19 protein-coding genes are annotated in these 24,774 nt (G+C 62.6%); 8 read left to right on the top strand and 11 right to left on the bottom strand.

Annotation, left to right across the window (positions count from 1 at the left end):
• Positions 1–4: 4 nt before the first annotated feature.
• The 6 genes from BFE01S_RS37270 to BFE01S_RS37265 all read right to left on the bottom strand — a co-directional run bounded on the left by BFE01S_RS37270 (position 5) and on the right by BFE01S_RS37265 (position 10,339).
• Entirely contained in the window at positions 5–3,712 is a 3,708-nt protein-coding gene (locus BFE01S_RS37270) for an SNF2-related protein (protein ID WP_084169557.1), read from the bottom strand.
• 69 nt (positions 3,713–3,781) lie between these two features.
• Positions 3,782–5,416, bottom strand: a complete 1,635-nt coding sequence (locus BFE01S_RS03960) for an EH signature domain-containing protein (protein WP_028224491.1) — start codon at positions 5,414–5,416, stop codon at positions 3,782–3,784.
• Entirely contained in the window at positions 5,413–6,132 is a 720-nt protein-coding gene (locus BFE01S_RS03955) for a flagellar motor protein MotB (RefSeq protein WP_028224490.1), read from the bottom strand. Before BFE01S_RS03955 ends, BFE01S_RS03960 begins: the two co-directional genes overlap by 4 nt.
• Before the next feature lie 6 nt (positions 6,133–6,138).
• A complete protein-coding gene (gene zorA / locus BFE01S_RS03950; RefSeq protein WP_028224489.1) occupies positions 6,139–8,142 on the bottom strand; it encodes an anti-phage ZorAB system protein ZorA in 2,004 nt (667 codons plus the stop codon).
• 464 nt (positions 8,143–8,606) lie between these two features.
• Positions 8,607–9,599 (bottom strand): helix-turn-helix domain-containing protein, encoded by a 993-nt coding sequence (locus tag BFE01S_RS03945; protein WP_169742592.1) that lies wholly within the window; start codon positions 9,597–9,599, stop codon positions 8,607–8,609.
• Positions 9,600–9,901: 302 nt separating this feature from the next.
• Positions 9,902–10,339 (bottom strand): helix-turn-helix domain-containing protein, encoded by a 438-nt coding sequence (locus tag BFE01S_RS37265; RefSeq protein ID WP_042337198.1) that lies wholly within the window; start codon positions 10,337–10,339, stop codon positions 9,902–9,904.
• A 128-nt stretch (positions 10,340–10,467) separates the two neighbouring features.
• Here BFE01S_RS37265 and BFE01S_RS03935 point away from each other — a divergent pair, with 128 nt between their 5' ends.
• The 4 genes from BFE01S_RS03935 to BFE01S_RS03920 all read left to right on the top strand — a co-directional run bounded on the left by BFE01S_RS03935 (position 10,468) and on the right by BFE01S_RS03920 (position 13,154).
• A complete protein-coding gene (locus BFE01S_RS03935) occupies positions 10,468–11,604 on the top strand; it encodes a CAP domain-containing protein (protein WP_245621024.1) in 1,137 nt (378 codons plus the stop codon).
• Between the two features lie 8 nt (positions 11,605–11,612).
• Positions 11,613–11,972, top strand: coding sequence for a hypothetical protein (locus tag BFE01S_RS03930; RefSeq protein WP_028224486.1), 360 nt, complete (start codon positions 11,613–11,615; stop codon positions 11,970–11,972).
• Between the two features lie 95 nt (positions 11,973–12,067).
• The gene (locus BFE01S_RS03925) at positions 12,068–12,700 is read left to right on the top strand and encodes a TapB family protein (RefSeq protein ID WP_028224485.1); all 633 of its coding nucleotides are present in this window, start codon (positions 12,068–12,070) and stop codon (positions 12,698–12,700) included.
• A gap of 76 nt (positions 12,701–12,776) precedes the next feature.
• A complete protein-coding gene (locus BFE01S_RS03920; protein ID WP_028224484.1) occupies positions 12,777–13,154 on the top strand; it encodes a hypothetical protein in 378 nt (125 codons plus the stop codon).
• Between the two features lie 139 nt (positions 13,155–13,293).
• Here BFE01S_RS03920 and BFE01S_RS03915 read toward each other — a convergent pair whose 3' ends face one another.
• The 3 genes from BFE01S_RS03915 to BFE01S_RS37260 form a co-directional block, all read right to left on the bottom strand.
• Positions 13,294–14,313 (bottom strand): ankyrin repeat domain-containing protein, encoded by a 1,020-nt coding sequence (locus tag BFE01S_RS03915; protein WP_169742591.1) that lies wholly within the window; start codon positions 14,311–14,313, stop codon positions 13,294–13,296.
• Positions 14,310–14,597 (bottom strand): hypothetical protein, encoded by a 288-nt coding sequence (locus BFE01S_RS44930; RefSeq protein ID WP_028224482.1) that lies wholly within the window; start codon positions 14,595–14,597, stop codon positions 14,310–14,312. Before BFE01S_RS44930 ends, BFE01S_RS03915 begins: the two co-directional genes overlap by 4 nt.
• Positions 14,598–14,688: 91 nt before the next feature.
• Positions 14,689–16,704 carry a type IV secretion system DNA-binding domain-containing protein gene (locus BFE01S_RS37260; protein ID WP_156966902.1) on the bottom strand — a complete coding sequence of 672 codons (2,016 nt, stop codon included), beginning with the start codon at positions 16,702–16,704 and terminating at the stop codon, positions 14,689–14,691.
• A 294-nt stretch (positions 16,705–16,998) separates the two neighbouring features.
• Here BFE01S_RS37260 and BFE01S_RS03900 point away from each other — a divergent pair, with 294 nt between their 5' ends.
• Complete coding sequence (locus BFE01S_RS03900) at positions 16,999–17,553, top strand: hypothetical protein (protein ID WP_156966901.1); 555 nt, start codon at positions 16,999–17,001, stop codon at positions 17,551–17,553.
• Between the two features lie 160 nt (positions 17,554–17,713).
• On the opposite strand, the gene BFE01S_RS41710 is transcribed toward BFE01S_RS03900, so the two are convergent.
• Positions 17,714–18,787 (bottom strand): site-specific integrase, encoded by a 1,074-nt coding sequence (locus BFE01S_RS41710; protein WP_028224480.1) that lies wholly within the window; start codon positions 18,785–18,787, stop codon positions 17,714–17,716.
• Between the two features lie 537 nt (positions 18,788–19,324).
• Between BFE01S_RS41710 and BFE01S_RS03890 the strand changes: the two genes are divergently transcribed.
• The 3 genes from BFE01S_RS03890 (at position 19,325) to BFE01S_RS03880 (ending at position 24,118) form a co-directional block, all read left to right on the top strand.
• Entirely contained in the window at positions 19,325–19,816 is a 492-nt protein-coding gene (locus BFE01S_RS03890; RefSeq protein WP_028224479.1) for a helix-turn-helix transcriptional regulator, read from the top strand.
• Positions 19,817–19,843: 27 nt separating this feature from the next.
• On the top strand, positions 19,844–23,176 hold the full coding sequence (gene mobF, locus BFE01S_RS37250) for a MobF family relaxase (protein WP_084169529.1): 3,333 nt from the start codon (positions 19,844–19,846) through the stop codon (positions 23,174–23,176).
• A gap of 153 nt (positions 23,177–23,329) precedes the next feature.
• Complete coding sequence (locus tag BFE01S_RS03880; protein ID WP_156966900.1) at positions 23,330–24,118, top strand: hypothetical protein; 789 nt, start codon at positions 23,330–23,332, stop codon at positions 24,116–24,118.
• Positions 24,119–24,309: 191 nt separating this feature from the next.
• Here the strand turns inward: BFE01S_RS03880 and BFE01S_RS37245 are convergent, their stop codons facing one another.
• Positions 24,310–24,720 (bottom strand): hypothetical protein, encoded by a 411-nt coding sequence (locus tag BFE01S_RS37245; RefSeq protein WP_156966899.1) that lies wholly within the window; start codon positions 24,718–24,720, stop codon positions 24,310–24,312.
• Between the last annotated feature and the right edge of the window lie 54 nt (positions 24,721–24,774).

Genomic DNA, 24,774 nt, shown 5'->3' with positions numbered 1-24,774 from the left:
GTTGTCAACGTAAATTGCTCCATCCCGCGAGCAAAAATCGTTGGAGCTCGCCGCGTTTCATCGGATGGCGAGCGAGCATGTCCACCAATTCATCGCCTTCGATCAACTCGACGTTCAAAACATCGGCTTGTTGTCTGGCCGCCTGGTTGAAACGCCGGTTGGTGACGGCCAGTTTCGAGAAGGCGATGCCCGGATAGCGAGCGGAATATCCCGCCCAGCCTGCGGAAACGTCTTTCACCCCTTCCCAGCCGAGCTCCCGACCCTCTATGGTCGAGCTTTTGCATTGAATCAACACACCCTCATTGCGCCTGATAGCCACGACGTCCACACCACCGTCGCCAACGCGCTTGGTCTTGATGGTTCTGGTGTAGCCCATCTTCGTCCATAGCAGCGCACAGAACGCCTCGAACGCGTCGCCATCCAATGAGCCCACGTCCTCAGCTGTCAGGGGCTCATTGCTGAACGCGTTGCCTCCGTCGGGCCCCTCCAGGTCGCCGAAGTCTGCGGGACCGACATCTCCCGCTCCATTCAGCATTTCGGTCGCGAGTTCGCGCTTCTCGTGCAGCAGCCTGTCGAGCTTCGCGTCAAAGGTCAGGAAATCGTGCGCCACCACAACGGGATAGTAGACGTAGACGTCTCGCTCTTGACCAATGCGATAGGCGCGGTCTGTGGCTTGGTCTTCTTTGGCCGGGTTCCACGTGCGCGTGTAGTGGATCACATGATTGGCTGCCTGAATGTTGACGCCAAATCCCACGGCGAGCGGAGAAAGGACGATCACCCCAAAACCCGGACGCTCTTGAAATGCCTTGATTCGCTTTTGTCGGTTGTTCGCGTGGGCCGAATCGGCGGAAGTGTCGCCATTGATGACGTCGGGGAGAAACCCAAAACGTTCGGACACTGCTCGTTGCAAGGTCCGCTGCAAATCCCTGAACTCGCAAAACACGATGGCCTTCTCGCCCGTCTTCTCGATCTCTTGAAGGCGCGCCAGCATCCACGCCATCTTGGGCGAGTTGCGCTCGATGTCGGCGAGCGGCTCCGACTCCGTCGAGAGATGCCCAGGCGATCTCGGGTCCGAGCAGAGCCGCCGCAGGTATTGCAGCAAGCCCAGCGGCGACTGCATGCCGCTCCCCTGCCCCGATCCAGAGCGCGCCCGAAACTGCGCAACGGCGTCCGCGTAAAGAGCGCGCTGACGTTGCGAAAGCGGCAATGCGCGGCAACCCTCGAACTCGATCTTCTGCGGCAGGTCTTTCGCCACCTCCGCCTTCGTGCGCCTCAGCTTTTGTGGCTCGATCAACCCCTTCAATTCCTCGAGGCGGCCTTTTTCCTCCTCCGTCTCGGATTCGATCGGCCTGCGGTATTTGGAGCCGAAATCTTTCAATGCGCCGAGCAATCCGGGCTGGACGAAGTCGAACAGGCACCAAAGATCGGTGAGCGTGTTCTCCACCGGCGTTCCAGTGCACGCGATTTTCAGCCTGGCGTTCTGCTTCTTGGCCGCGCGAGTGACCAACGCATTGGGGTTTTTGATCTTTTGCGCCTCGTCGCAAATCATGACCGACCAGCGCTGCGCCGCCAACGAGAATTCCAAATCTCGAAGCGTCTCATATGTCGTCAGGACCACGTTGGCGGCGCCGAGCCAGCCAGGCAGCAGAAGCTTCGGCGAGCCAGCCTCAACCAGCTCTTCGTCGAGCGATGCCTTCGACGCTCTTTTGGCGGAGAGGTCCTTCCCATATAGAGTCAAAACCCGCATCGCTCCCGGCGCAAAGAATTTTGCGATCTCCTCTTTCCAGTTTTCGAGAAGTGAAACCGGGGCCACGACCAGGATGGGATCGATCTGCGCGTCGCGCTCTATCGCCGATGCAACAAAGGTCAGCAACTGAACGGTTTTCCCCAGCCCCATGTCGTCCGCCAGCAAGGCGCCTCGGCATAGGCTCGGCGAATGCCGCCACACGTGCTGAAGCCATGCCACTCCACGGAGTTGATGTTCTTTGAGCTGAATATGGTTGAGCAAAGCTGTCGGCAGGAAGGCGGGTTCCATTGGCTCGGCGAGCGCGCCGCGTCGCTCCTCGTAATCCAAGGAATCGACGTTCGGCTTCACGACCAGTCCCTTGCGTTCGGTCGTTCGCGCTTTGGTGGCCGGTTTGCGAGGATCGAATGTCCCCTTCGAAACATCTTCTCGGGCCTGCCCCAAGGTTTTCAATGCGTCGAGAGCCCACTCGACAGGGATAGGTTCTCGGCAGCCGGGAAGCTGGAATGTCTCACGCTTCTCGTCATGAGCTTTCTCGATTTCTTTTCGGAAAGCATCCAAGCCCTTTCCATCAAGAGCCAAGGCCACCGTTTCGCCGCCTTCGGTCTCAAAGCAAAGACCGACGTCGACATTCTCGGGAAACCATCCGGCGTCATCGCTCTTTTTTGCGATGAACGGCGAATAGTATGGCTTCTCGGCCCCGAATCCGCCCACCCTCTCAGAATACTTGGTGAGATCGAAAATCTCTGCGGCGCTGATGCGCCCGGGACGCAGCCAATCGGTCAACGCGCCACGCAACGTGGCCGCTTGCGCTGGCGTGTCGCCCAAGATTTCAAGATCGAAACCCTTCCAATGGCAACATTGCGCCCCGGCGGCCATCTTGCCTTCGAGCTTTTTGAGAAACTGTTCCAGTTCTGCCGCCTCGCCGAACTTCAATTGTTCGGCGCGGATTTCTCCTCTAAGCACCTCCTCCACGGTCAAAGAGACGTCGTAGGGATAGCCTTTGACATCCCGCAACACGGCTGCGGTGAAGCGAGCAAACGAGATGCCGGCATCTTCGCGCGCTCGCTCGAACTGCTCCGGGTCGATGACCTTGGCCGCGTCCGGCCCCAGCGTGGCGATCGGATTTCGAACGAATGCCTCCGCTCGCTCTCCCGCGATGCGCCGACCAGGCAGGCGCCTTATTTCGCGCAGGACCGTTCGCGCCTCCTCCGACAACAGCACATGCACCAGGCCATTGCCGTCAGGAATCTCGTAGCGCTCCGGCACACTCGCGAATCGGTCGAACAGTTCGAGCCAGCGGGGCGGAGCGCCGTCAAAGCTTGGCATGACCTCCACCAGTTGATCACCACCGACATCTCCCTTGCGAAGATCAATGCGCAAACGCTCGGGCGTCAACACCACCGTTCTTCGTAGAAAGTCCGTCAAGTCGGCGCCCGCGTGTGCGGCATGTCCTCGGATGGCCGCCCAATCTCGCTTGTTCACATCCGGCGTGCGCTCATCGGCCTTTCGGCCGCGCTGCTCAGCAATCGCTTGGGTCATACGCCAAGCCGCTTCGGAAACAATCGCCGACTTGCCGCCGGTCGTTAGCACAGCACCTTCGAGGCCGACATTTCCAGTTGGTCGACGCCCGTTAGGATCAATCCATCCCTGTATGCCGACAGCAAAACTCGTGTCGGTCAACGAGCCGTTGCTCGAAAGGCTCGGCCTCCAAGCCCGCCGCTCTGGAAGACCCAAAAGATCAAGCGCACCACTGTGCTCGGGAGATTCAAGCAACGCGTAGTAGTTTGGCCACGACAGCGTGGCGCCATCGTCGCGAAGGTCGACGAAGCCCTCCTCTTCGAGCTGACGAAGCAGAAGAGTCAGTTCAGATGCAGCTTGATGGTCGATCGGCGACGTCAACCAATCGCCGATCATCGGATCTGGACGGAAATGCGCCCCATTGCGATCCCACGAAACGGAAATCATGGGCGCACGCTCCGCGGCGCCATCCGCGGCAGAGCTGTTTTTTGACTTGAATGGTGACCAAACCATTTCCTACTCCTTGAACCAACCGCGTCCCGCTCTATACGCGAACCCCTTGGATTGCAGTCTTCTAGCGAGATATGACGAACGCTCCTCTTCATAAACCCACAGAGCGCCACCCGCCGCTCGAAGGTCGCTGACCTTCACTCGATCCTTGTCGAACAAAACTTCGAGATCGGGCACGCATGCGGGACGCGTCTCGGGCTTTTTGCCGATGAGCTTGATCAATTTGTCGTCGAATTTCTGCTCCCAGCTCTTCAGTGCCACCGGCGAATCGCGATGAGACATCTTGTCCTCGTTGTCGTCTCGCTTGAGTTCTTTGACGTGGACCTCAGCGCTCGCACGACCGGAGTTAAGGGACTGCAGAAGCGACGGGGCAAGGGCGTTCCAACGGAACAGATAAAATGCGTGGTTGCTCTCCCCAAACTCGACAGCGAGGTGACCACCAATGCGCATAACAAACGCATTGTTTTCAGGCCCGCTGCCTTCCAGTCTTAGGAGCCGACCTTTGGCTCGCGCTCTGAATTCTGAGAATTTAATGTCCCGGCTTTCCAAAGCTGCCGGCCCGAGCGCAAACCACATGTCTTCCACGAAAGGCACAAAGCGCAGCCAGTAAGCAACTCGCCTCTTGTCGTTGATCTCGTCCGCACTGAGCAACTCGAAGAAATCCGCGACTAAGCGTTCTTTCAACCAGAACGACACCATTTCACGCGCAAGATCGTCCGCTTGCTTGCCGACGCGCACATTCACGTCCCAGCGATCCTTCCTGAGCCAGGGATTTCCGATTGTGGAAGTGGAAGCATCCCGCAACGCGGGCTGCTCTGGTCGATCGACACAGCGCGCGTAGCGCGACACCAATTGCGCCACACATCGCGTCTTCAACATCTCACTGATCGACACTCCCACACGCCCCATCGCGATCGCGAGCAAGTCGGGCAACACGGCTTTGAACGGGGCGTCTTCGAGCGCGGCAGCGGCCCTCATTTGAGCGAGCACCGCCTCTTCGATCACCCATGACGTCTCGGGAATGGACAAGCCTTCGCGGGCCTCATTCAGGCCCGCCGCGTCGCCGCGCAGAAGGTCAGCGCCAAACTGGTTGCACGGCTGGCTGGTCAACAGCTCCGCATGGCGCAAAAGCGTTTCGAACCACGGCGGCTTGAAGTCGAGAAGCTCAATCAATCGGTCGCGCTCAGCTCTCAGCCAGCCGCGCAGCCCACGCCATCCGGTTTTCGATTCCTCGCTGGCCTCCTGTCCGTTGATCGGAAACGAGAAGTAAGCGAAAAGCAGGGCCTGAAAGCAGCGCAAACGCCTGTGCGCAGCGGACTGCTGCTCAATCGTGCGAGCCACCTTCCCTCGCAGCAGCTCGTCAGCCAGCACTGACCAGCCCTCTTCGTCCAGCGCTCCGATGCCAAGGCAAACGTATTTGAGGTCGCGAAATCCTTTAATGACGCCAGATCGCTCGAAGTCGGCAATGGCCGCCATAATCGAGCGAGAGTCGGCAACGATCGCCGCCCCGCCGTGGTCGTGATAGACACGCTTGCGCGCGCGAGTGATTTCCTCCGGATCTGACCAGCTCGCAGGCGAAAGCGGCGCGCCAGAGAACGATCGCGCGAGCTCCGTTTTGAGGATGGCGAGAGCGTCGATCATCGGTCATTCGGGCATCGAAGCCCGGGGTCCAGTGGAATGTCGGGGGGCGGTTCCCTGGTTGAATCCAAGTCACGGAATTCCAGCATGATCTCGACTCGGCGCATCTGCGCCGCGCTGCTGGCGGTCGTGTTGAAAGAGGAGCCGCCGGCCAAGAAAAGCGTTTGGATAAGGGATCGATCCGCCGCGGATAGCGCGTCCGGCGCTTGCGTGTTGAGCAATGCGCAAAGCACCCGTTGCGACCGCAGATAGCTCAAATTGAGATTGAATAGGTAGTCGCCAGTCTTGCTCGCAAAGCCTTCGACGACGACCCGCTTCAACCATTTGTCGCAAGTCGGCGCGCGCGCCACGTCGAGCACGCGAGGAATGAACCTGCGGACAAAATGCTCGTCCTCTGGGTTTTCAAACTTGTGCGCGTTGTCTTGGAATTGGACAAGCGTGCCAAAGTCGATGGAGTGGCCGTGGACTGTGACACCCTTGAATTCATCAAGCTTGGTCAGCGCCTTCACGTTGGCAACGCAGCTCTCGATGGTTTGATCGCGCTCCTGGGTGGCCTTCTTGATCTGCTGCAAACCCTGCGTGACCGCCATCAACGCCACAGCCATGGCCACCAAAAACAGCACCATCAAGGCAGTCATGAGATCCGAGAACGAAATCCAGAACGGTTTTTCGCCTTCCTCGCGTGAGCCGCGTCGCCTGGCGGCCTTCAATCCGAGCATGACGCATTACCCCCGCACTGGCATGTCGTCGACAACGTCGCCAAGATTCTTGATCGCCGTGGACAGCAAGCCAACGGCATTCGCCAGTTCACTTTGGAAATGGCGATTGCTTTCTCTCAGCGTGCGCTCGACCTCTTGTCCGAACTTCTCATGCGCCTCGGCCAGCACCGAACTGACGCCCTGCAGATATTCCTCCGACTGCTTCTGCGCGACAGCGAGCTTTTCGGCGGCAGCTTCGATGCGACTGACAATTTCAGATGTCATTGACGCGTCGCGCTTCGCATTTTCAATGGTGCCCTTCAAATCGGACACCATGAGAGCAAACGCGTCCCTCGTCTTCGCGTAGTCGGCGAAGATTGCTTGCGCGCCGTTGGTGGACGTGACCAGTTGCGTCGATGCAGCCTTGATCGCCTCCGTCGCCACGGCTGACGCGCGCATGGTCTCGGACACGCCCTGGCCGGCCTTGGCGAAATCACTCGCGGCCACATAGAGAGTTTCCGCCCCAGAATTCAAGCCGGATATGGCTTTGTCGGTGGCCTGAGCTAGGCTTGCCACCGAGTTTTGCAACGATTTGTTCGTGTCCATGGATTGAGCAAGCAGTTGCTCAACCTGCCCCGACAGCGAACCAATGACTTGACCAGTCGCTTGCTCAAATCGGGCCTGCCGCTCGCCATCCGAGCTCGCTGCCTGCTCTGCTTGTTTTCTCAGTTGATCGACGACGGCGGCAACCTGATCTCCCACCGTGGTCAACGTCTCTTTCAGCTTCTGCGAAGACTCGGTTTGCGACTCCGACACGAGCGCTCGAATCTGTTCCACGAATGTCGCCATTTGCGCGTTCATTGCCGCCTGGCGAGCGTCCATGGCGTCCAGCGCCTTGCCCAGCCGTTCGCCCATCGCGTCAACCGTGTTTGTTCCAGCCGCGTCCATGCTGACCGCCAACTGCTGAAACTGCGATGCCGTCGCCTGCATCGATTCGCTTGCCTTGACCAGCAACTCAGACATGCCCGCCATCTGGCCGCCGAACATTTCCCGCATCTGCGTCGCGAAATTGGACAGCACGTCAGTCAACATCCTGTTGACCGCCTCGCCTTGATTGGAGCTGACACCCTGAACGGCTTGGGTGATCGCGTCCATTGGCCCGCTTAGGCTTTCGGCGATCGCCTTTCCGACGTCGACCGACATCTGGCCGACGTTCTTCTCCGCTGCCGCCATTTGCTTGTCAGCAAGCGTCGTCATCACTTCTTTGAGGTCGGCGACCAACGAGTCCTTCATCTGGGCCAACTGCGTGGCGGCAATTTCGGATGAAATAGCCAACCGTTCGAGATACTCTTCTCCCGCACCGCTGGCGAACATGCCGTCGACAAGCTCTCGCAGTTCCTCGACCTTGCGATACTGTGAAGTGGCGAGCGTTTTTTCGATCCACGTGACCAACATCGCCAAGGCAATGGCCGCGCCTGAAACGAAAAAAGCATATCCAACCGAATTCACGAGCCCGCGGAGCTGCTCCTGCGCATGGCCAGGATCCAGTGAAACGTCGAAATGGGTGAGGCCTCTGATGAGTCCCACAAAAGTGCCGATAATGCCCAGACCGGTGAAAAGACCGGGCAGATGCTTGAAATAATCCGTGTTGAGACGACTATCGACGATTGATTGCTCGGTGAAAAAGCTTTCCGCAAGGGCGGTCGCGCGATAGCGCAGGATTTTGATCTGCCCTAGCCCGTCGTCTTCTTTCTGTGGATGCAGGGTCTTTTGATATTCGCGCCAAGGACCGCCGAGCACCGGCGAAGAAAACACCTTCTCTCCGATTTCGTGGAGATCCACGAAATCGCCTCCGGCCTGAGACACAAGAGTCCGAAGCGCCTTCAATGAACGCTTAAGTTCGCGCGACAGACCGACCGCTCGAACGACAAAGCGAATCGCAAAATCAACGACGAGAATGGCCAGAAAGCTCGCCACTACCGCGATGTGCCAATACTCTTTGGCCAGCCCCCAGAGATCAACGTCTCCCATCCTGCACTTCCCCTAACCCATTTTTGCTCTTGTATAACGGCGCGAAAATCGAATGTCTGAGGCCTAGAGCCGATGTCGCCGCTCCGCGTCGCCTACGTTTCGCCCCTCGGCCGCCCCTCAAATATGCATTTTGGTTCTTTCTGCGCCGTTTGACCGCCGGTAACGGGGCATTGCGGCCTACGCCGGCCCCTAGGCTTAGTCGGCGCCACAGGAACTGCGCCAGTTTAATGTCGGCGACATGGACTTGTCGAACCGGACGTTTCGAGCACGCGGGGGCCTTCAGGCTTTGGTGTGCGCGACCCGGATATCGTTAAGATTTTGTAAATGGCAAACAGCGGAGTCGCTAGCGACACCGGAGCCTTGGGCGCAGCGATTCAACCCAGCCATAGGGGCGGTCGGGCCGATCAATGATGCAGCCTTGGCAACCCGTGATCGCCGTCGACTTCTCTGTATCCGCCCCGCACTCAGACGGGCAGGCTTTGGACCTTCGCTTCGTATGCGGTTCCGATGCTCTCGTCGCCGCCGGCCGTCTTCGCGGTCGGCGGCTCTGTCGCTTCTCGCGCTTCTGAGGGCGCGCAGCCGAAGCGCTCGCGAAAGCTGCGGCTGAATGTCGATTCGCTGGGAAAGCCCAGCCCGTAGGCGATTTCGCCGATTCGCTCTTTCGGTCCCGCTAACGAGCGCAGCCGGCGCATAGCCTCGTCCAATCGACGCGCGCGAATGTGCCGCGCGACGCCGCCCGAGGCGGCGAACAACTCGTAAAGCGCGGTTCGCGACACGCCGATCTCCCGGCAAACCGCCGCGGCGTCGAGGTCGGGGTCCGACAGCCGCCGCTCAATGCAGGATAGCGCCTGGGCGCGCAGCATCGGCCCGAGCCGCGGGTCGCCCTGACGGACCGAAGGCTTCGCCTTGGGCAGCAAGCACGACGCGAGCAAGCTCAGCGTCGCGTCGCCCGCCAGCCTGGCTTCTTCCGCCGTCATCCGCGTCGCGAGCCGCGCCACGCTTTGCAGGTGCGTGGCGAGCATCGCGCCGATCACGTCCCCCGCGGCCCACGCCGCGGCGTGCAGGCCGGCGCCTGGCGGAAGGCGAGCCTCCAAGGGACCGCGCGGAACCGTCAACGTCACCATGGGGGCGTCTCGGGCGAACCCGATGTTTTCGACCGACAAGTCTCGGAGCGCGATCGAATTGGGCTCGACCCGCTGCTGCGTCCCGTCGAACTCGGACGCCAGCGAGCCTTCGAGAAGGCAATGCACCAGGTAGTGATCAGCCGGCGTCGACGAGATCTTGCGCCGGGTTCGGCGGAACTGCACCTCGTCGCGGATGAAATGCCGGGTCATCAGCATCGATCCGAGATCCCACACGCGGATGCTCGCCTCGAAGGGCGACGTCCGCGGGCGCCCGACCTCATACAAGGGACGAAGCGCCTCGCGCCAGTTTTCTTCGGCGTCGGCGGACGCCATGCCGCCCGCTTGCATGCGAGCGCTGTCGAATTCAAGGAACGGCCCCGGCATTTCCCACCAACCCGTTGATTCAGTTTTGTTGTCGGGCCGATTTTATATCCGCTGATTTATTCGGGCGCGCGCGATTTGTCGATTTAACAATTGCGGACGCAATGACAACAAATCGCGGACGAAACGCAGGGCGCTCGGTTCCCCCTTGGTTGAACATTTCGGCGACGCGGCGTCAGAAAAACCGCGAAAAGAAACAGGGCCAAGGGGTGGCGATGGGAAATCGGGAAACGTGGAAAGCGCCCCGCCTCGCGTCAGAGGCGCTTGGGCGCGCGGCGCGGCAACGGGCGATCCGGGAGAGCGGCTTCGAGCTGCGCGCGCTCGGCCAGCGCCGATTCCAGTTGTTGGACGCGCCGGCACTGGTCCGCCATCTCCTCGGCCATCCGCAGAATGCGCGCGCGGCAATCCGCGTCCACCCCGTCGAGCAGCGCGGCCAGCTTCGCGGCGTCCGCGCCGAGTTCGGCGTCCGATCCGGCAAAGAAGCTGGCGATGGAGCACCCATAAAGCCGGGCGAACTGCGCGAGCCTGTGGAGCGTGGGAGAAATGGCGCCCGTTTCGATCCGAGAAATCGTCTCTTTCTCGAGGCCGAGCGAATCCGCCGCCCTCGCCTGGGTGTAGTTCGCGCTCTTTCGTCGACGGCTCAACGCCGCGCCGACGCTCTTCGCGAGATCGTCATGAACGGCCTCGCCCATGCCTTGTCGCCTCCCGACGTCATTCGCGTCGCGGAAAAACGACGCGCGCCGTCATTTTCTCGTCGCGGCGCGCTCACAATTTAACGTCTAGAGTTATTCTTATTGACGCAATACATCAATTTCAGTCCGTGGGGCTGCTCGCAACGGTGCGAGGGCCCGCGCTCATACATGGAAAAGCAATGAAAAAGACTGTTTTGGCGGCCGCTGTGGGGGCGGCCGCGCTTGCCGCGTGCGGCGGCGGCGGGGGAAGCGGCGGAAGCTCGACGGGCACGTCCTCGACCAGCTCGGCATCCGCCGTCGCGCTGTTTGCGGCGCCAGGGACATCGGCTTCGGGCTCCTTCGTCGCGTCCGGGGACACGGCGACAGACGCGCTCGGCTACATCAACAACATGCGCGCCCAAGTCGGCCTCGCCGCGCTGTCGTCGCAATCGGGCGTCGCGCAAGCGGCTGCAAATCACTCCCTGTGGGAGCAAGACAACAACACGGTTGGGCACGTCGAAACTGCCGGGCAGACCGGCTACACCGGGGCCACGCCCAGCGACCGCGTGAATTTGTATTACTCGACGAACTCCGTCGGCGAAGTCACCGCTGGCTTCTCCGGCCCCTTCGCAAGCTCGACCGAGGCGATCGAGGCTCTTTTCGACGCCCCCTTCCACCGCGCGGTGATGTTGTTTGACGCGGTTCATGCGGGAGCCGGCGTCGCGAACGCGACGAGCTCGACGCAGCTCTCGACACTGACTGTCGACCTCGCCGACTACAAGCAGGTGGTCGGCGACGCGCAGCTTGTCGCGTGGCCCTACAGCGGAATGAGCGGCGTGAACACCGGCTGGTATGCGAACGAAAGTCCGAATCCCGTCGCCTCCTACAACAACGGTTCGCTCGAAAACACGGTGGTCGGCTATCCGGTGACGCTCTCGGGCGGCGACAACGCGGCGTTCTCCAACGTGTCGTTCACGATCACGGACGCGTCGGGCGCCAACGTGCCGTGCATTGAGACGGACAGCTCGAACAACTCCGACGCGACACGCGAGGCCATGTGTGTGCCGATCGCAAGGCTGGCTAAGGGCACGACCTACACGGCCAAAGTCTCGGGCACGTTGACGAACGCCTCGCTTGCCGCGACCTCGTTCTCCGTGAGCTGGCAATTCACGACCGCAGCGACAGACAACACGCCTATCGGCGCGCCGACATCCGCGAGCGCGCAGAGCGCGAGCGGCGCTCGCGCGTTCGAGCAAACCACGCCCCGCCGCGTCATTCTCAATTGAGACCTTCCATGAGCCAACGATTCCAACGAACCCAACAAAGCAAGGTTGCCCTCGTCCTCGCGCTCGCCGCGTCCGCGCTTTTGTCCGCCTGCGGCGGCTCGCCGAGCGAAGGCGACGTTCGCGCCGCCTTGGAGAAACAAGTCGACGTCGGGCGACAGCAAGCGGAGCAATTCGCCGGCAAGAACTCGTTCGTCGACCAACAGGTTGCTGAGCAGAAAAAGGCCGTCTCCGAAGTGAAGTTGATTGGCTGCAAGTCCGATGGCGAGAAAGCTTACGTGTGCGACATCCAGGGGAAAGCGGGCGCCGCGCGCATTCGCATGCTCAAAGGCGCGGACGGCTGGCTCGCCGCCGACGCGGACAAAGGCTAAGGCGCCAAGCCGCCACCTGTTGACCAATCCGTCGGGGCGCGCGGCTGTCGCCGCGCCAACCTTCGCGGCCGACCAATATCCACACCAAGACAACCATGGATCTTTCATCACTCGTCGCCGCCTCCGCCGCGATAGCTACGTCCGCCGCGAGCTTGCCCGCGCCCGTCGCGCAGCCCGCCCTGCCGGCGCAAGCTGATGCACCCGTCTACATCGTCGGCGAGCAATGGACCTTCCGCTACACCAACGATCTTGAACCGACCAAAAACTCAACGTTCGCGCAAACCGTCTCGCGCGTGGAGGGCGGACGCACAGAGATCAATGGCGGATCGATCGTTCTCGACGCGGGCGGCAACAACGTCAAAACAGCCACCGGCACGTTCGAACCGAGCGACGGAAAACTTCAATTTCCGATGTCGGTCGGCAAGACCTGGTCGTCTTCGAGCGTCTATCGATCCGGCTCTTGGGCGTCTGACGTCGAGCGCCAAGCCAAGGTCGTCGGCGTCGAACAAGTCGAAACGCCAGCCGGCGTGTTCGCCGCGTTCAAGATCGAAATGACCGCAAGTTGGTCAGGCACAGAAGGCAATCGCGGCGAGGGCACGGCCCGCGAGACAGACTGGTATGCGCCATCGGTTGGGCGAGTGATCAAGATGGACTACTTCGACCGACCCTCGCACGGCGCGCCGACACCAACGCACGTCGAATTGCTCAAATTCTCCAAGCCTCAATAGATTCCTTCAAAGATAGTCCCCCTTCGCTGGCGTGTCTGCAAATCGCGCGCGCCAGCGCTTTTTTATCGGAGCAAATATGCAAAACCAAAAACTCGTCAGCGAGCAAGTTCAAGAAAAGCGCGGCTTGGCCTTCGCAAAATTTTTCGGAGTGCTTGGATTTTCGATGTTCATGCTGATTCCGCTTATCAACGCGATCATCGGCTTGTTCATCGTCATTTTTTTTGTGATGAAAATCATCGCCGCAAGCGCGCAACGCACAAAAGATCTTTTTTGGGTGTTCGTCGGGGCGGCTGTGTGCATGTTCGGCTTCTTCCTTCCCGCACTTTGCGATGGGCCAACGTCAGCGGGCATGAAAATGGGCTTCTTCTTAGAGTTCGTGCTGAACATTTGCGTCGCGATCTTTATTGTCAGCGGCAAGCTCTCGCATTTGATCAAACCCGCCGGACAGGCCTGAGCCAGCAAAGCCAGCCACGATTGCCTCGGGCGGGATCGTGCCCGATTGGCCGCGAAAGCGGCCTTTTTTAATCTCAAATCGATCGCTTGTTCCGCGCTCGTGGCGCGAGCGCTTCAAGCAAGCCAGTCTGCGTCCACGCTCACAAAGTTCGCGGACGCAGCGACCCGCACGCGGCAGAGCCGCTCTCGCCCAACGCCTCGCCGATCGCGCCGCCCTCCTTCTCGGCCAACGCGCGACGCAACGCCTGGCGAATCGCCTCGCCGTCTTCGTCGCTCCGCTCCAAAGCCAAGCCGAAGGCTGACTTCCCCTGTTTGTCGGCAGCCAGCGGATCGGACAAGGGCGCGAGAAGCTCGACGGCCTCGGGCCGGCCTCCGATCGCGGCCAAGTGCAGCGCCGTCCGGCCGCGCCTGTCCCGCTTCGTCGCATCAGCGGCAGGCAGAAGCGCTTTGAGGCACTCGACCGCTCCAACGCTCGCGCCTTCGGCGGCGCACATCAACGCCGTTTGGCCGTCGATGTCGACCGCGTTGGGGTCGGACGTGGGCAACAGCAGCCGCACGCACTCGGCGCTGCCCGCCTTCGCGGCCGAGATCAGCAACGTTCGCCCCGAATCGTCCCGTTGCGTCGAGGCCAATCGCCGCTGGCGGCTTCCGCGCGGCCCGGATTCGATGGCGGCCAACAACAGCTCGACGCCTTCGGCCCAGCCAGCCCCGACGGCGATCATCACCGCCGTCGTTCCGTCTCGGCTCTTGCGGGCCGCGTCGACGAGGGGCAGCAGCAACTTCACGCATTCGATTTTTCGCGAGGCCGTCGCCAGCATCAACGTCGTCCAGCCGTGCGCGTCGGTCGACGCGACGCCAGCTCCGCGCGCGAGCAGATCGCAGAGGGATTTCGCGCTCCCCTTGCGAGCGGCTTCCCGCAGCTCGACGTCGAGCCGCTCCAAGTGTTCGATTGCCGGCCCCTTCACCGCGTAGCCTCCCAAGCTGTGTTTTCCCCGCACACCCTCGCTTTCCGATTTGCCCGCCGCCTCGCCGAACGTCGACAACCTCTCGACCTGCCGGCCGCGCGCGAGCGCCTCGCTTGACGGGCACGCAGCCACGCGACCGCGCCTTGTCTGGCGAGAGCAGGCATTCTTGATCGGGCCAAACGCGTCGCGGGTCAAGCCTTGCGAGCCAAGCTCCGACGAGCGGCCGCAAGCCGCGCCGCGACGCGAAGGAGCGCGCGCCGCGCGCGAAGAAACGCGTCGACAACCGCGCGGGGCAGCCGCGCCAACTTGCGCCTCCACCAAGCCTCTCTGACTTCCTCGATCCACGCGAGGCCACGCGGATCGTCTTCGCCCCGCGCCTCCCTCAGGCTCGCTTGAAGCCATTCGCCATCGGGGTCCGCCGCTTCGCGAACATCCCCTGATTTGCTCGCGCCAAGCGCGAGCGCCTTCGGCTCGTTCAATTTCCGTTTGCTTTCTCGTCGCTTCGTGGCTCTCATGTCGTCCCCTTGTGATGATTTCTCTTGGACCGCTTGCGGCGCTGGGCCGCCCCCGTCAGCGCGACGGCTGCGCCTTGGCATTCGCCGAGCCGCCATCGTCGCCGTCGCCCTCGTCTCCGCTTTTGTCGCCGCCTCCGTTTTCGCCAAGCTCAGGAAAATCGGTCGCAAGCAGCTTGGCGATCGTTGGATCCATCGCGGCCTGTCCGCCGGTCGTGAAAGAGGCGCCAAGTTCTGCCGGCGCGCTCATGGCGCGGGAGGCGCCTGGCGGCGCGGCGCGAGGCGCATTTGCCTCGGTGTCAGCTGCTTTCGCCTTGTCCAGCTCGCTCGGCGCGCTTGCCGGCGTCGCGGGCGCGACGCCGATCCCGAGCGTCCAAGGCGCAGGGGCATGAGCCCGCCGCGCGCGGCGAAGTCGGACGATCGGATAGAAAAGCTCGTGCGCGTCGCCGTCAGCGACAACAAGGAGCCTGACGCCTTTGCCATCCCGCGTCGGACCGAGCCGCGACGCAAGCTCCGAGGGCGAGTAAAGCGGAACACTTTCGCGAGAGAACGAAACCGTCTCGGAGCGCTTCGAGCCGTCCGCCGACACCGACACATTCCTTCGCTCGTGTTCGCGCGAGCCGAGGTTTTTGCAGAGTTGCTCGGCTGTCTCACCAGGGGACATCTGCCCGACGACCAGAGTCCCGCACATCGACGTCAACGCGCGCACGAGCAGCGGACCGTGGACCTCTTCCAACTGAGCAAAATCTTGGCAAGCGACAACGCAGCGCACTCCGCGCGAGCGGCCGACCTCGAACAGCTCGCGAATCGGAATCTTGCCCGCCTGCGGCAACTCGTCGGCGATGAACCACAGCTTGCGCGAAGGGTCGTCGCGCATCTCCACGCTGTTCACTCGCGCCGCGATGGTTCCCACGACGGCCTCAACGTAGCTTTTCGTGAGATCGGCATAGCTGCCGTGCCCCTGGACAATGATTTGCCGCCACGGCGATTTGCCGTCCGCCCATCGCCGAAAGCTGATCCGGCGCTCCGGAGGCGTCGCGCCCCAAGCGCTCGCGAGGTCGACAATCGGCGCGCAAAACGACGCTAGGTTGATGAGAATCCCTTGCGTCGTGACGGACGCCTTCTCGACCGCGCGCACGGCTTCGGGATGCCAGCGCCTCATGATCGCCAGAAGCTCAGGCTGCGAGAGGAAAAGCAGCCGGGCGAGATGCGCCCATCCCCATTCGCGCCCTCGCGTCGCACGCAGATAAACCAGCAAGCCGACAAGCAGTTGGCGAGCCGCGTTCGCCCACATCGGGTCTGAGCTTTCGCGGATCATCGCGGCGGAAAAACGGCGCATGTCCTGCGTGTTGCGCAGGTCGCGCGCGAGGTCCCACGCCAGCGAGCGAGCGTCCCAAGGAGCCAGGATGGCGGGCCGGACGAAAGCCTCCGTGAACTCCCCCTTCGGGTCGAAGATCAGCGCTTGGTCGCCCGCTTCGACGACTCGCTTGATTAGCGGCCGAAGGAACGTCGACTTGCCCGAGCCGACGCCGCCCACAATCAGCGTGTGGCGCGTCCACTTGTCCGCCGGCCACGGCACGCCGGGCGCGATCGGATGGTCTGGCCGGCGTTTAGCCTGCGCCGCGACCTTCGCCCGCAGCCTGCTCGCCGCTGCCCGGCGCTCATGCCGGGACGGGCCGCGAAGGAACGCAAGGCCGTCGCGCGGGGCCAAGCCGCGGCGAGCCGTCAGCGCGGCGGGCGCGCACGCCGCAAGCGCGGCGACAACGACACGCCACTCGACCGCGAGGCGCCCCGTCGGCGCGAGTCCGCTCCAACGCGCGGCGCAACCCCTCGCGCCGTCCGCGAACAAGCCAGGGGGAAGCTGATTGGCCGCCAGCTTGGCCCAGCAGAGCGCATGCGCGCCCAGCGAGCCCGAGGGTGCCGGCAGCCCTGGCAAGTCCCTCCACAGCGCCGCCAGCGCGAGCGCCCCGACCGCGGCCCCCTCCACCGCAGCCAACTTCAACCAAGCCGCCCAATCCGTTCGTTTGACGCTTGGCGCGTTCGCGCTCGCCCCGTGTCCCTGCCCCTGTCCCATGCGCGGCTCCCATGCTTCGAAGCCTCCAAATCCTCCAATCGCGCCGCGATCCAGGGGACATGCCACGAAGGGCGACGAACGGCAGCCTTGCCGCTCGTCGGGACAAACCTGGGAAAACCCCAATCGGCGGATTTAGGGTCAGCTTTCCGCGTCGCGGAAGGCACTCACCCAAGTCGACCCAGGAGGCGTATGACTACTCACGCGACAACACAACAGATCATCGAAGCGTTCAGAAATCTCACCCCGAGACAGCGCAAAGGCCTCCGCTTCGCGGGCGACAGGCTCTCGGAAGCCATGGGGTCCGACGGCGGCTGCGATCTCCTGCAAGAGGCGCTCTTGCGCATGCTCGACGGCAGGCGCAAATGGCCGCTCCGCATCCGGTTCGACTTCTATGTCTATCGGGTGATGGACAGCATTGCGCACAGCGAGCGCAAGCTGCACAGGCACGAACTGGGGCTCTCGTCCTCGTTCGACCATTGCGACACGGCTGGCGGCTGGCGATGCCCCGGCCCGACGCCGGAGCAAGCGGCAATCGCCGCGGAGGAACTCCGGCTCGCGGCGCGCGCGGCGCTTCGCGCTCGCCTCTCCCTCGGGAGCGATCTCGACCGCGCGGTGCTCGATGGCATGCTCGACGGAAAAACGCCGGCCGAAATTCGCGCGGAATTGCGGCTCGCGTCGCGCGACTACGAGCTCGCCAGGCAACGCGTGATGGCTCGCCTTCGCGCCGTTGGGTTGGCGGAAGGCATCGCCCCTGCCGCTCCTGCGAAGCCCAAGCCGAAAGCGAAGGGCGATGACGACGAAGCCGGCTCACCGCCTCCGGCCAAGCCCTCGCCGCGACGGCGCAGATAGCGCCGCGCGCAACGCCCCGCCAGAATTCGGCGGGGCGTTTTCGTTTGTCTCCGACTTACGACCGTCGCCGACCCGACCACACGGGACCGTTGGGAAAGACGCCCGCGCGCAAAAATGGCGACGGCCTCGCAGCCATCGCCATTCGCGGCTCGCTTGCGCGTCAATCGACGAGATCAAGCAAGTCTTCGCGTCCGAAATTGACGTATCCGTTGAACGTCGACATGTCCGAGTGGCCGACCGCGCGCATAACCTTGTATGGCTTGTCAGGATTGAGAAGCAGCAAGCGCGTCGCGCCTTCATGACGCAGATCATGGAAACGGAAGTCGACAAGGCCCGCTCGTTTGGCGTGGGCGGCAAAGCGCGTCGAGACTTGGCGTGGAGTTCCCAAGGCGATGAACATCGGCTGGGCGCCATCTGGTTGCAATCTCCTGAGCGCGCGCAAAATTCGCCGCGCCTTTTCGCTCAGCGGCACCTCGCGACTCTTTTTGGTCTTGGTGTGCCCAGCGGGCATCAGCCAAACCCCCTTGTCTTTCCCTTCCTTGTCCTTGAAGAAATGGAACTCGTCCCATTTGGCGAACATCAACTCTTGCAGGCGCGCGGCCGTCTCGATCGCCAGCAACACAAGCAGGCACAAAAAGCGCCCTTCTTCGTTTCGCTGGCGGCAGAGATGCTGGATAAGCGCGCGCTCCTCCTTCGGAGCCAGCCGGCGATGGCGCGGGGTGTCGTAGCCTTCGGGGAAGAGCTGCGAGAAGCGGGGAAACACGGGAGGCTGGACGTCAAGCTGCGCGGCGCGCCAATTGATCGCCAGAGACATCAAGCACAAGTGGGAAAAGATGCTGTTGTGGGAAAACGGGGCGCCGCGCTTCGACGGCAATTCCCGCATTTTGTTGATGTATTCGTCGATCCAGCGCAGCCGAACGTCCCCGACTTTGTGGCCGGACACATGCTTGGTGACCGTGGGTGCGAACCCAGGGTGGCGCTTGCTCGCCCACTTGCTTTTCGCGAACTCGGCGACGATCTCGCCGAGGTCCTCGGCCAGCAAATCCGGGGGCAAGGCAGGCTCGGCCGCCTTCGCGACGAGCGCCCGCAGTTCGTGGTCGATGCCCTCTCCGAAATCACGAGCCGCCTGCCACGTTCCGAAGGTTTTGCTGACGGTCTTTTGGCCTGGAACACGAATGGTCGCTTGCCATTGGCATTGACCGCTTTTTTTGACTCTCTTTGAAAGGCTAAGCATGGTTTGGTCTCCCTTTTTTGGACGAAAAGCCCCCTCGACAATCCTCTAAAAAAAGGGGGATTCAGGACGCCTCACGCGATGCTGCAAACCTTTGTGAATTGAAAATTGCAGCAGCGTTTGGCGCCGACCGTTTACTCTCGAAAAAAGTCTTTGTGCGCAATAGCTTGGGATTGCCAAATCAACGCCAAACCGGATGGCGCGTCACTGTGGGGCAGTGTGGTTTTTGGTATCTAATACTTAAAACCGCCTCTTGGTGGTCGAATTTGAATTGGAATCGAAAGACTACAAACCTTTATTCTGAAAAATACCCAAAAAATAGACCTCAAAGACCTTTGCTGCGACTTGCCATTGCAGCAAAAACAGTTATTGGATGCCGACGAACGGCTCAATAAATGATGAGAAAAGGGGCCTTGGTCCCCGAGGCGAGTCTCGATTCGCGCGCGCTCGAAACTGCCGGCGGTCGGTGAACGGGGAAGCAAACCATCGAACACCGCTCCGGCGGAGGATATGGGGGTTTAGCGTGTCCTCGGAGGGCAAATGGAGCGAAATGTCGAAGCAGACGAGCAAGCCGCAGCGCCCATGGAGCGGATGGAAAGAAGGATGACGGCCGATGAGGCCAAGAAATCCCTCGCGCAACAATACCGAATCGAGTCGGCATTTGTTCGCGTGGCGCAGTTGTCAAAGATCCTTGGCATCGCCGCGCCGACGATTTACACGGCGATGCGCGAAGGCCGCTTCTTTCTTCCGCATCGCATGCTTTGCTCGATGCCCGCCGTGCGCCTGGACGACCTCGCCGAGTGGTATAGCTCGCAAGAGCAACCGTCGCCGAAGGTCCGACGCCAAGCGGACGAGAAGCCCCCTGAATCCATCGAGCAGGCTCGGCAGAACAGCGAAGCGCGCGATGAGATCATCGCGCGGGTTTTGGCGAGGGTGAAAGCCAAACACGCCGCCAGCGGCCACGACGCCAAGGCGAGCCAAACCGCGGCCTCCGGGGCGCGGGAAACAAAACGGCGCCTCCGAGCCCGTTGAGGCTCGATCCGACGCTCGATCGGCCGAATGCTTTCCCTCACGAAAATCAACTCGGCGAAGAATCAGAAGCGCAGCGCAAAGAGCGGCGACGGCTACCTTTTCTATATCCGGAGCCCCTCAACGCGCGAGCGCGGCGACTTCGTCGAGTATCTCCGCGGCTCGCCCGAGCTCGGCCAGCCCGCTCCGTTTTGGGCCGGCGACGGCGCGCGGCTGCTTGGCCTCGGCGACGCGCCCGAGCCGGAGCACGTCGCGCGCCTGGCCCACGGCTTCCACCCGCTCACGGGCGAGCCCTTAGTCCAGGGCGCGGGCGATCGTCACGTCATGGGCTTGGACCTGACGTTCTCCGCCCCCAAGGACGTGTCGGTCGCGTTCGCGGCGGCCGACGCACAGACGCAACGAGACATCATCCGGTGCCTGAAAGACGCCGCTCTCGCCGCGCTGAGCTACGCTGACTCGGGAGCGCTCACGCGGCACGAGAAAGGCGGCCGCGTGCAACGCGAAGCGGACGCGACGCTGGCCGCCTGCCACGTTCATTTCGCAAGCCGGGCGCTCGAACCGCAACTCCATCTCCACGCGTTTTTTCTAAACGTAGGAAAACGTCATGGCTCCAACGAATGGAGCGCGCTCGAACTGCGCCCGCAGTTTGAACGCAAGCTCGCGACAGGGGCTGTGTTTCGAGCGGAGCTCGCTTGGCGCATGCGCGAACTCGGCTTCGCGATTGTGCCCGACGGCCCTTATTTCAATCTTGCTGGAATTTCCGACGCGCAACGCGACGCGCTCTCGACGCGGAGCCGGCAAATTCGCGAGCACCTCGACAAGCATGCGGCGGGCGACCACAGCCCAGCTGCGAAGGGCGTCGCGGCGCTCAACACGCGCGCCGGAAAAGCCGAGCCTCCGTTGCCCGAGCTGCTCGCGCTCTTCAAAGAGCAGGCCGCGAGCATTGGCCTAGACGCCGCCGCCGTCGCTCGAATGCGCGCCGGTCTTGCGCCCGCGGCGGCTCCCGCATCGCCCTCTCTCGCTGAACCTGCGCCCTCCGATCGCGCCGCCGCCCTGCCCGCCGAGCCGGCCCTCCATGTCCTGGCAGACGGCGCCACGCGCCACGCCCCGTCGCCATTCGCGATCGACCGCGAGGCCCTGCTCGAAGAGCTCATGTCGTCCAAGTCATGCGCGACTCGGCAAGAAGCGCTCGCCGCGATCTGCGCCCAGGCGATGGGCAAATGGTCCGCCGCAGAATGTCTCGCGGAGCTCAATGCGCTGATGTCCTCCGACTTGGTCGCGCGGCTCGGAACAACAGCGGGCATGACCGACGTCTTTTCGTCGAGGGCACGCCAAACGCTCGAAGACACGGCCGACGCGCGCGTGCATGCGGGAAAAGAGAGCCGCGCGCACAGGGTCGATCCGGCGCTCGTCGACCGGGAGTTCGACGCGCTCGAACGCGAGCTGCGCGAGAAGCTCGGCGTCGAAGTCTCGCTCGGCCAACAACGCGCCGCGGCTCTCCATGTCGCCTGCGAAACCGGACAACATGCGTTCGTCGTCGGCTGGGCCGGGACCGGAAAAACGACCATGCTGCGCGCGGCCATTCGAGCCTACGAAGCCGCCGGCTTCTCCGTCGTCGGCTGCTGCCAGTCGGCCTCCGCCGCGCGGACTCTCGCGAGAGAAACTGGCGCGAAATCCCGCACTCTCGCGAGCCTTCTGCTCGCCGCCCGCTCCGGCCGCGCGCCGCTCACCGAGCGCTCGATCGTCGTCTTGGATGAAGCCGGCTTGGTGGGCTCGCCCGAGTTCGCCGCGTTGCAAGAGGTTGTCCTGGCTGCCGGCGGCAAGCTTGTTTGCGTCGGAGACCCCAAGCAGTTGCAGCCCGTCGCGGGCGGCGGCATTTTCGCGTCGTTGCTTCGCGCGCACGGCCGCGCGGAGATTTCCAAAATCCAGCGACAAAGAACGGCGTTTGAGCCGCTTCTCGAATGGCTCGACGCTCAGGCGCGAGCCGGCCTGGGCATCAGCAAGGAGCAAGTCGCGGCGCTGCGCGCGGCGCCCGAGGACTCTCGTCTCACTGCGATCGAGCGGCTTTGCGCGAGCGCGCCAAAGCTCGCTCGCGGGTTCGCACGCTGGCGAGAGAGATTCGACCACGAATGGTTACGCGAAGCGGTGTCCTTGCTCGCCGAGGGCTCCGCCCTCCCCGCGTTGCGCCTGCTCGACGAACGCGGACGGCTTCGCCTTCTCGGCGTTGGCGTCCAGCCGAGCGCCTTGATCTCAGAAACGAATCGCGCCGCCGAGCCAAACGCGACGCCGACCGGAACGCCCGCCATGCGAGCCGCGGTGGATGAGTGGGCGATCGACAGGACGCTGCTGCCCTCCAAGATCATGATCGCCGCGACTCGCGCGGAAGTCGCATCGCTGAACACGATGGCTCGCGCGCTTCTTGTCGAGAAAGGCGTCGTGCGAGACGAAGCCGGCGCCGACTTGCCGGTCAACATTCGCGACGCGGAGCCGGAGACGAAGCGCTTCGCGCCTGGCGATCGCGTCGTCTTCACGAAAAACGACCGCGAGCTCGGCGTGACGAATGGAGCGACGGGAACCGTTCGAGCCGTCAACATCAGAGCCGCGCTTGACGTCGTCGAACCCGAGCCAGGCGCCACGCGTCCCGATCTCGCGGGCGAACTTGTTGTCGAGCTCGACGACGCGATCGACAACACGGGCGGGCGCGACAAAACGATCATCGCCGTTCCCGCGTCATTCGGATGGTTCGACCTCGCCTATTGCCTCACAAATTATAAAAGCCAGGGGCGCACGGTCGACAGCGCGCACGTCCTCGTCAATCCAACGACCGCGACCATGAGCCGCGAGTGGTCGTATGTCGCCGCGAGCCGCTCGCGATTCGCGACGACCCTCTACGTCGACGCGCCCGCTGTCGCCGCGTTCGATCCCGAGTCGCATCTCGCAGCGGCCCAAGCTGAGCGACAAGTCCCGCTCGACCGGGAGCAGATCATCGAGGCTTTGGCGCGCAGCATGAGCAAGAGCCGGGCGAAAGAGACCACGCTCGACTATCGCGAAGCCGCGTCGATCGACCGCGACGCAGCTTCCGCTCCTCTTCCCGCATCGCAACCGGCTCCGACTCCGACGGCCACACTGGCACGCTCACCGGCCCACTCCAATAATCCCGAGCGACGTCGCCGCGCCGCTGGCGCGAACGCAAAAGCAAACGCGCAAAAGAGAATGAAGACAGCGCGCGCCGAGAAAAGCCAGTCCGCCGCGCCACTTCCGGCCTCGCCGCAAGCGCGACGACGCGTCCGGCGACTCATGGGCGAGAAGCCAACTCGCCAACGCAACGCCGGCCGGGAGCCGGGCGACGATCTGCGTCGCTGAGTGCCCCTCGAAATCATGAGGCTGACGGTCGCGATGCTCCGCGTCGGCGCGGACACGATGCCCCGTCGGCCCGATTGATTCGCGTGCAGGCCGCCAAGACCGAACGACGCCAACAGCGAACGCCAATTTTCCGATCACGCGAAGACAAACGAAATGACGAACGAAGAATCGAGTGGCAGTCGGTGGGATCAAAAGCAGGTCAGCGTCTGGTTGACGCGAAGGCGAAAGGAGAAGTTGCAAGCGCTCGCCGCTTCGCTTCCTGGCGCCCCGACGCCGATCGACGCGATCGACAAAGCGCTCGAACTGGCGACGACGCCGCTCTTCGTTCCCGCAAGCGAGATCGACGCGGCGCGTGAGACCCGCGAAGCCAGCGCGGAAACGATCGCCGCGATCGGTCAGCTCGAAGCCCGATTGCTCGCCGCGCTGTCCGCCTCCGACAAAAACGCCGATCAAACCGCGCGGCAAATCCATGACCGGGTCGAGCGCGTCCACGAGATCGCCGAAGACATGCGCGCGATGATGGCCGCCGCAGTCGACGACGATTTCGACGAAGAACTCGGCGGTCAGCCACGCGAAGCTTCCGCCGTTTCGATTGGCGACTGGCTGCGCGCGACGGCGAAAGCGCTCGGCGAGCCGACGCCAAAATCGATGTTGGCGCGCGCCGCATGGCGATCGAAAACTCGCGCGTCAGGGACGTTTGTCTCGATGGACTTTCTCTGCCAGATCGTCGCGGTGGATGGCGCCCGCGCGCAAAGCGCGGCGCTGCCCTCCCTCGTCCGCGTCGAACTAATCGAAGCAGGCAGCCCGCTTTCTCGGCTCGATTCATTCAGCGCCGTTTGCTTCTCGTGCAGCCTTTCGCCGAGCGGCTCGTGGCAAATCGCGGCGCATTCGATCGACAAGCAAGGCAAGCTTGGAGCCGTTGTTGGCTCCTTCGCGGCATGACGCGGACGCGAATGCCCTGCTGTTTTTCGGGCGTTCGCGCCCGATGGTTTTTCACCTGGCAAGGGTGCGTCAGGTGTATAAGAAAAAATGAGATCAAAAACAGCGACGAGTCAATAAAACAGCGCTTGCGCCGCGTTCCGCTCTCGCGCGCTCATCAGGCCAGAGCGCACCAAAGACTCTCGCCGACAAGCTCAATCACCGGAGGCGTTGTCGAAACCGATGTCCGTCGTGTCAACGATGAATTCTCGCGACTCCCACTCTTCACCGCGAAATTTTGTCCGAACATTCACCTGGATCTCGGAGGGCGCATACACCACGCCATCTTTGACCGTGATCTTTCCACTGCCCATGAGGTCCGTGGCCCGCGCCAGCCCTCTCTTGATCCCGCGCTCATACCATTCGAGCGCCTTCGCCTTCATCGCCTCGGGAATCTCGTCGAGCAGCAACTCAAAGTCTTGGCTTGGCCAGCGAGTGTGCACAGGCTCACGGTCCAGCGCCATGGACAATCCATTCACAACTTTTCTGTATGTGGCAGGCGCCGCCCCTGACGAATCCTCTTGGGCCGGCCGACCTTTAAGCGCTTCCTTGAACACTTTCGACATGCGATCCCCCGTGAAAGGATTTTGATGTTTATGGACAAATCCTAGCAGGGAAAC

The sequence above is a fragment of the Paraburkholderia ferrariae NBRC 106233 genome, assembly GCF_000685035.1.
GTDB classification, from domain to species: Bacteria; Pseudomonadota; Gammaproteobacteria; order Burkholderiales; family Burkholderiaceae; genus Paraburkholderia; species Paraburkholderia ferrariae.
The sequence above is the reverse complement of the archived record's forward strand: the minus strand, read 5'-3'. Positions and strand labels throughout refer to the sequence as shown.

What these genes read in the sequence shown, in the direction of transcription:
- BFE01S_RS03890 (WP_028224479.1), top strand. Translation starts at nt 19,325, where the DNA reads ATGGAGCGAAATGTCGAAGCAGACGAGCAAGCCGCAGCGCCCATGGAG.
- BFE01S_RS37260 (WP_156966902.1), bottom strand. Translation starts at nt 16,704, where the DNA reads ATGGGACAGGGGCAGGGACACGGGGCGAGCGCGAACGCGCCAAGCGTC.
- BFE01S_RS03925 (WP_028224485.1), top strand. Translation starts at nt 12,068, where the DNA reads ATGGATCTTTCATCACTCGTCGCCGCCTCCGCCGCGATAGCTACGTCC.
- BFE01S_RS03930 (WP_028224486.1), top strand. Translation starts at nt 11,613, where the DNA reads ATGAGCCAACGATTCCAACGAACCCAACAAAGCAAGGTTGCCCTCGTC.
- BFE01S_RS03960 (WP_028224491.1), bottom strand. Translation starts at nt 5,416, where the DNA reads ATGATCGACGCTCTCGCCATCCTCAAAACGGAGCTCGCGCGATCGTTC.
- BFE01S_RS37265 (WP_042337198.1), bottom strand. Translation starts at nt 10,339, where the DNA reads ATGGGCGAGGCCGTTCATGACGATCTCGCGAAGAGCGTCGGCGCGGCG.
- mobF (WP_084169529.1), top strand. Translation starts at nt 19,844, where the DNA reads ATGCTTTCCCTCACGAAAATCAACTCGGCGAAGAATCAGAAGCGCAGC.
- BFE01S_RS37270 (WP_084169557.1), bottom strand. Translation starts at nt 3,712, where the DNA reads ATGATTTCCGTTTCGTGGGATCGCAATGGGGCGCATTTCCGTCCAGAT.
- BFE01S_RS03900 (WP_156966901.1), top strand. Translation starts at nt 16,999, where the DNA reads ATGGGGTCCGACGGCGGCTGCGATCTCCTGCAAGAGGCGCTCTTGCGC.
- zorA (WP_028224489.1), bottom strand. Translation starts at nt 8,142, where the DNA reads ATGGGAGACGTTGATCTCTGGGGGCTGGCCAAAGAGTATTGGCACATC.
- BFE01S_RS37245 (WP_156966899.1), bottom strand. Translation starts at nt 24,720, where the DNA reads ATGTCGAAAGTGTTCAAGGAAGCGCTTAAAGGTCGGCCGGCCCAAGAG.
- BFE01S_RS03945 (WP_169742592.1), bottom strand. Translation starts at nt 9,599, where the DNA reads ATGGCGTCCGCCGACGCCGAAGAAAACTGGCGCGAGGCGCTTCGTCCC.
- BFE01S_RS03920 (WP_028224484.1), top strand. Translation starts at nt 12,777, where the DNA reads ATGCAAAACCAAAAACTCGTCAGCGAGCAAGTTCAAGAAAAGCGCGGC.
- BFE01S_RS03880 (WP_156966900.1), top strand. Translation starts at nt 23,330, where the DNA reads ATGACGAACGAAGAATCGAGTGGCAGTCGGTGGGATCAAAAGCAGGTC.
- BFE01S_RS03955 (WP_028224490.1), bottom strand. Translation starts at nt 6,132, where the DNA reads ATGCTCGGATTGAAGGCCGCCAGGCGACGCGGCTCACGCGAGGAAGGC.
- BFE01S_RS41710 (WP_028224480.1), bottom strand. Translation starts at nt 18,787, where the DNA reads ATGCTTAGCCTTTCAAAGAGAGTCAAAAAAAGCGGTCAATGCCAATGG.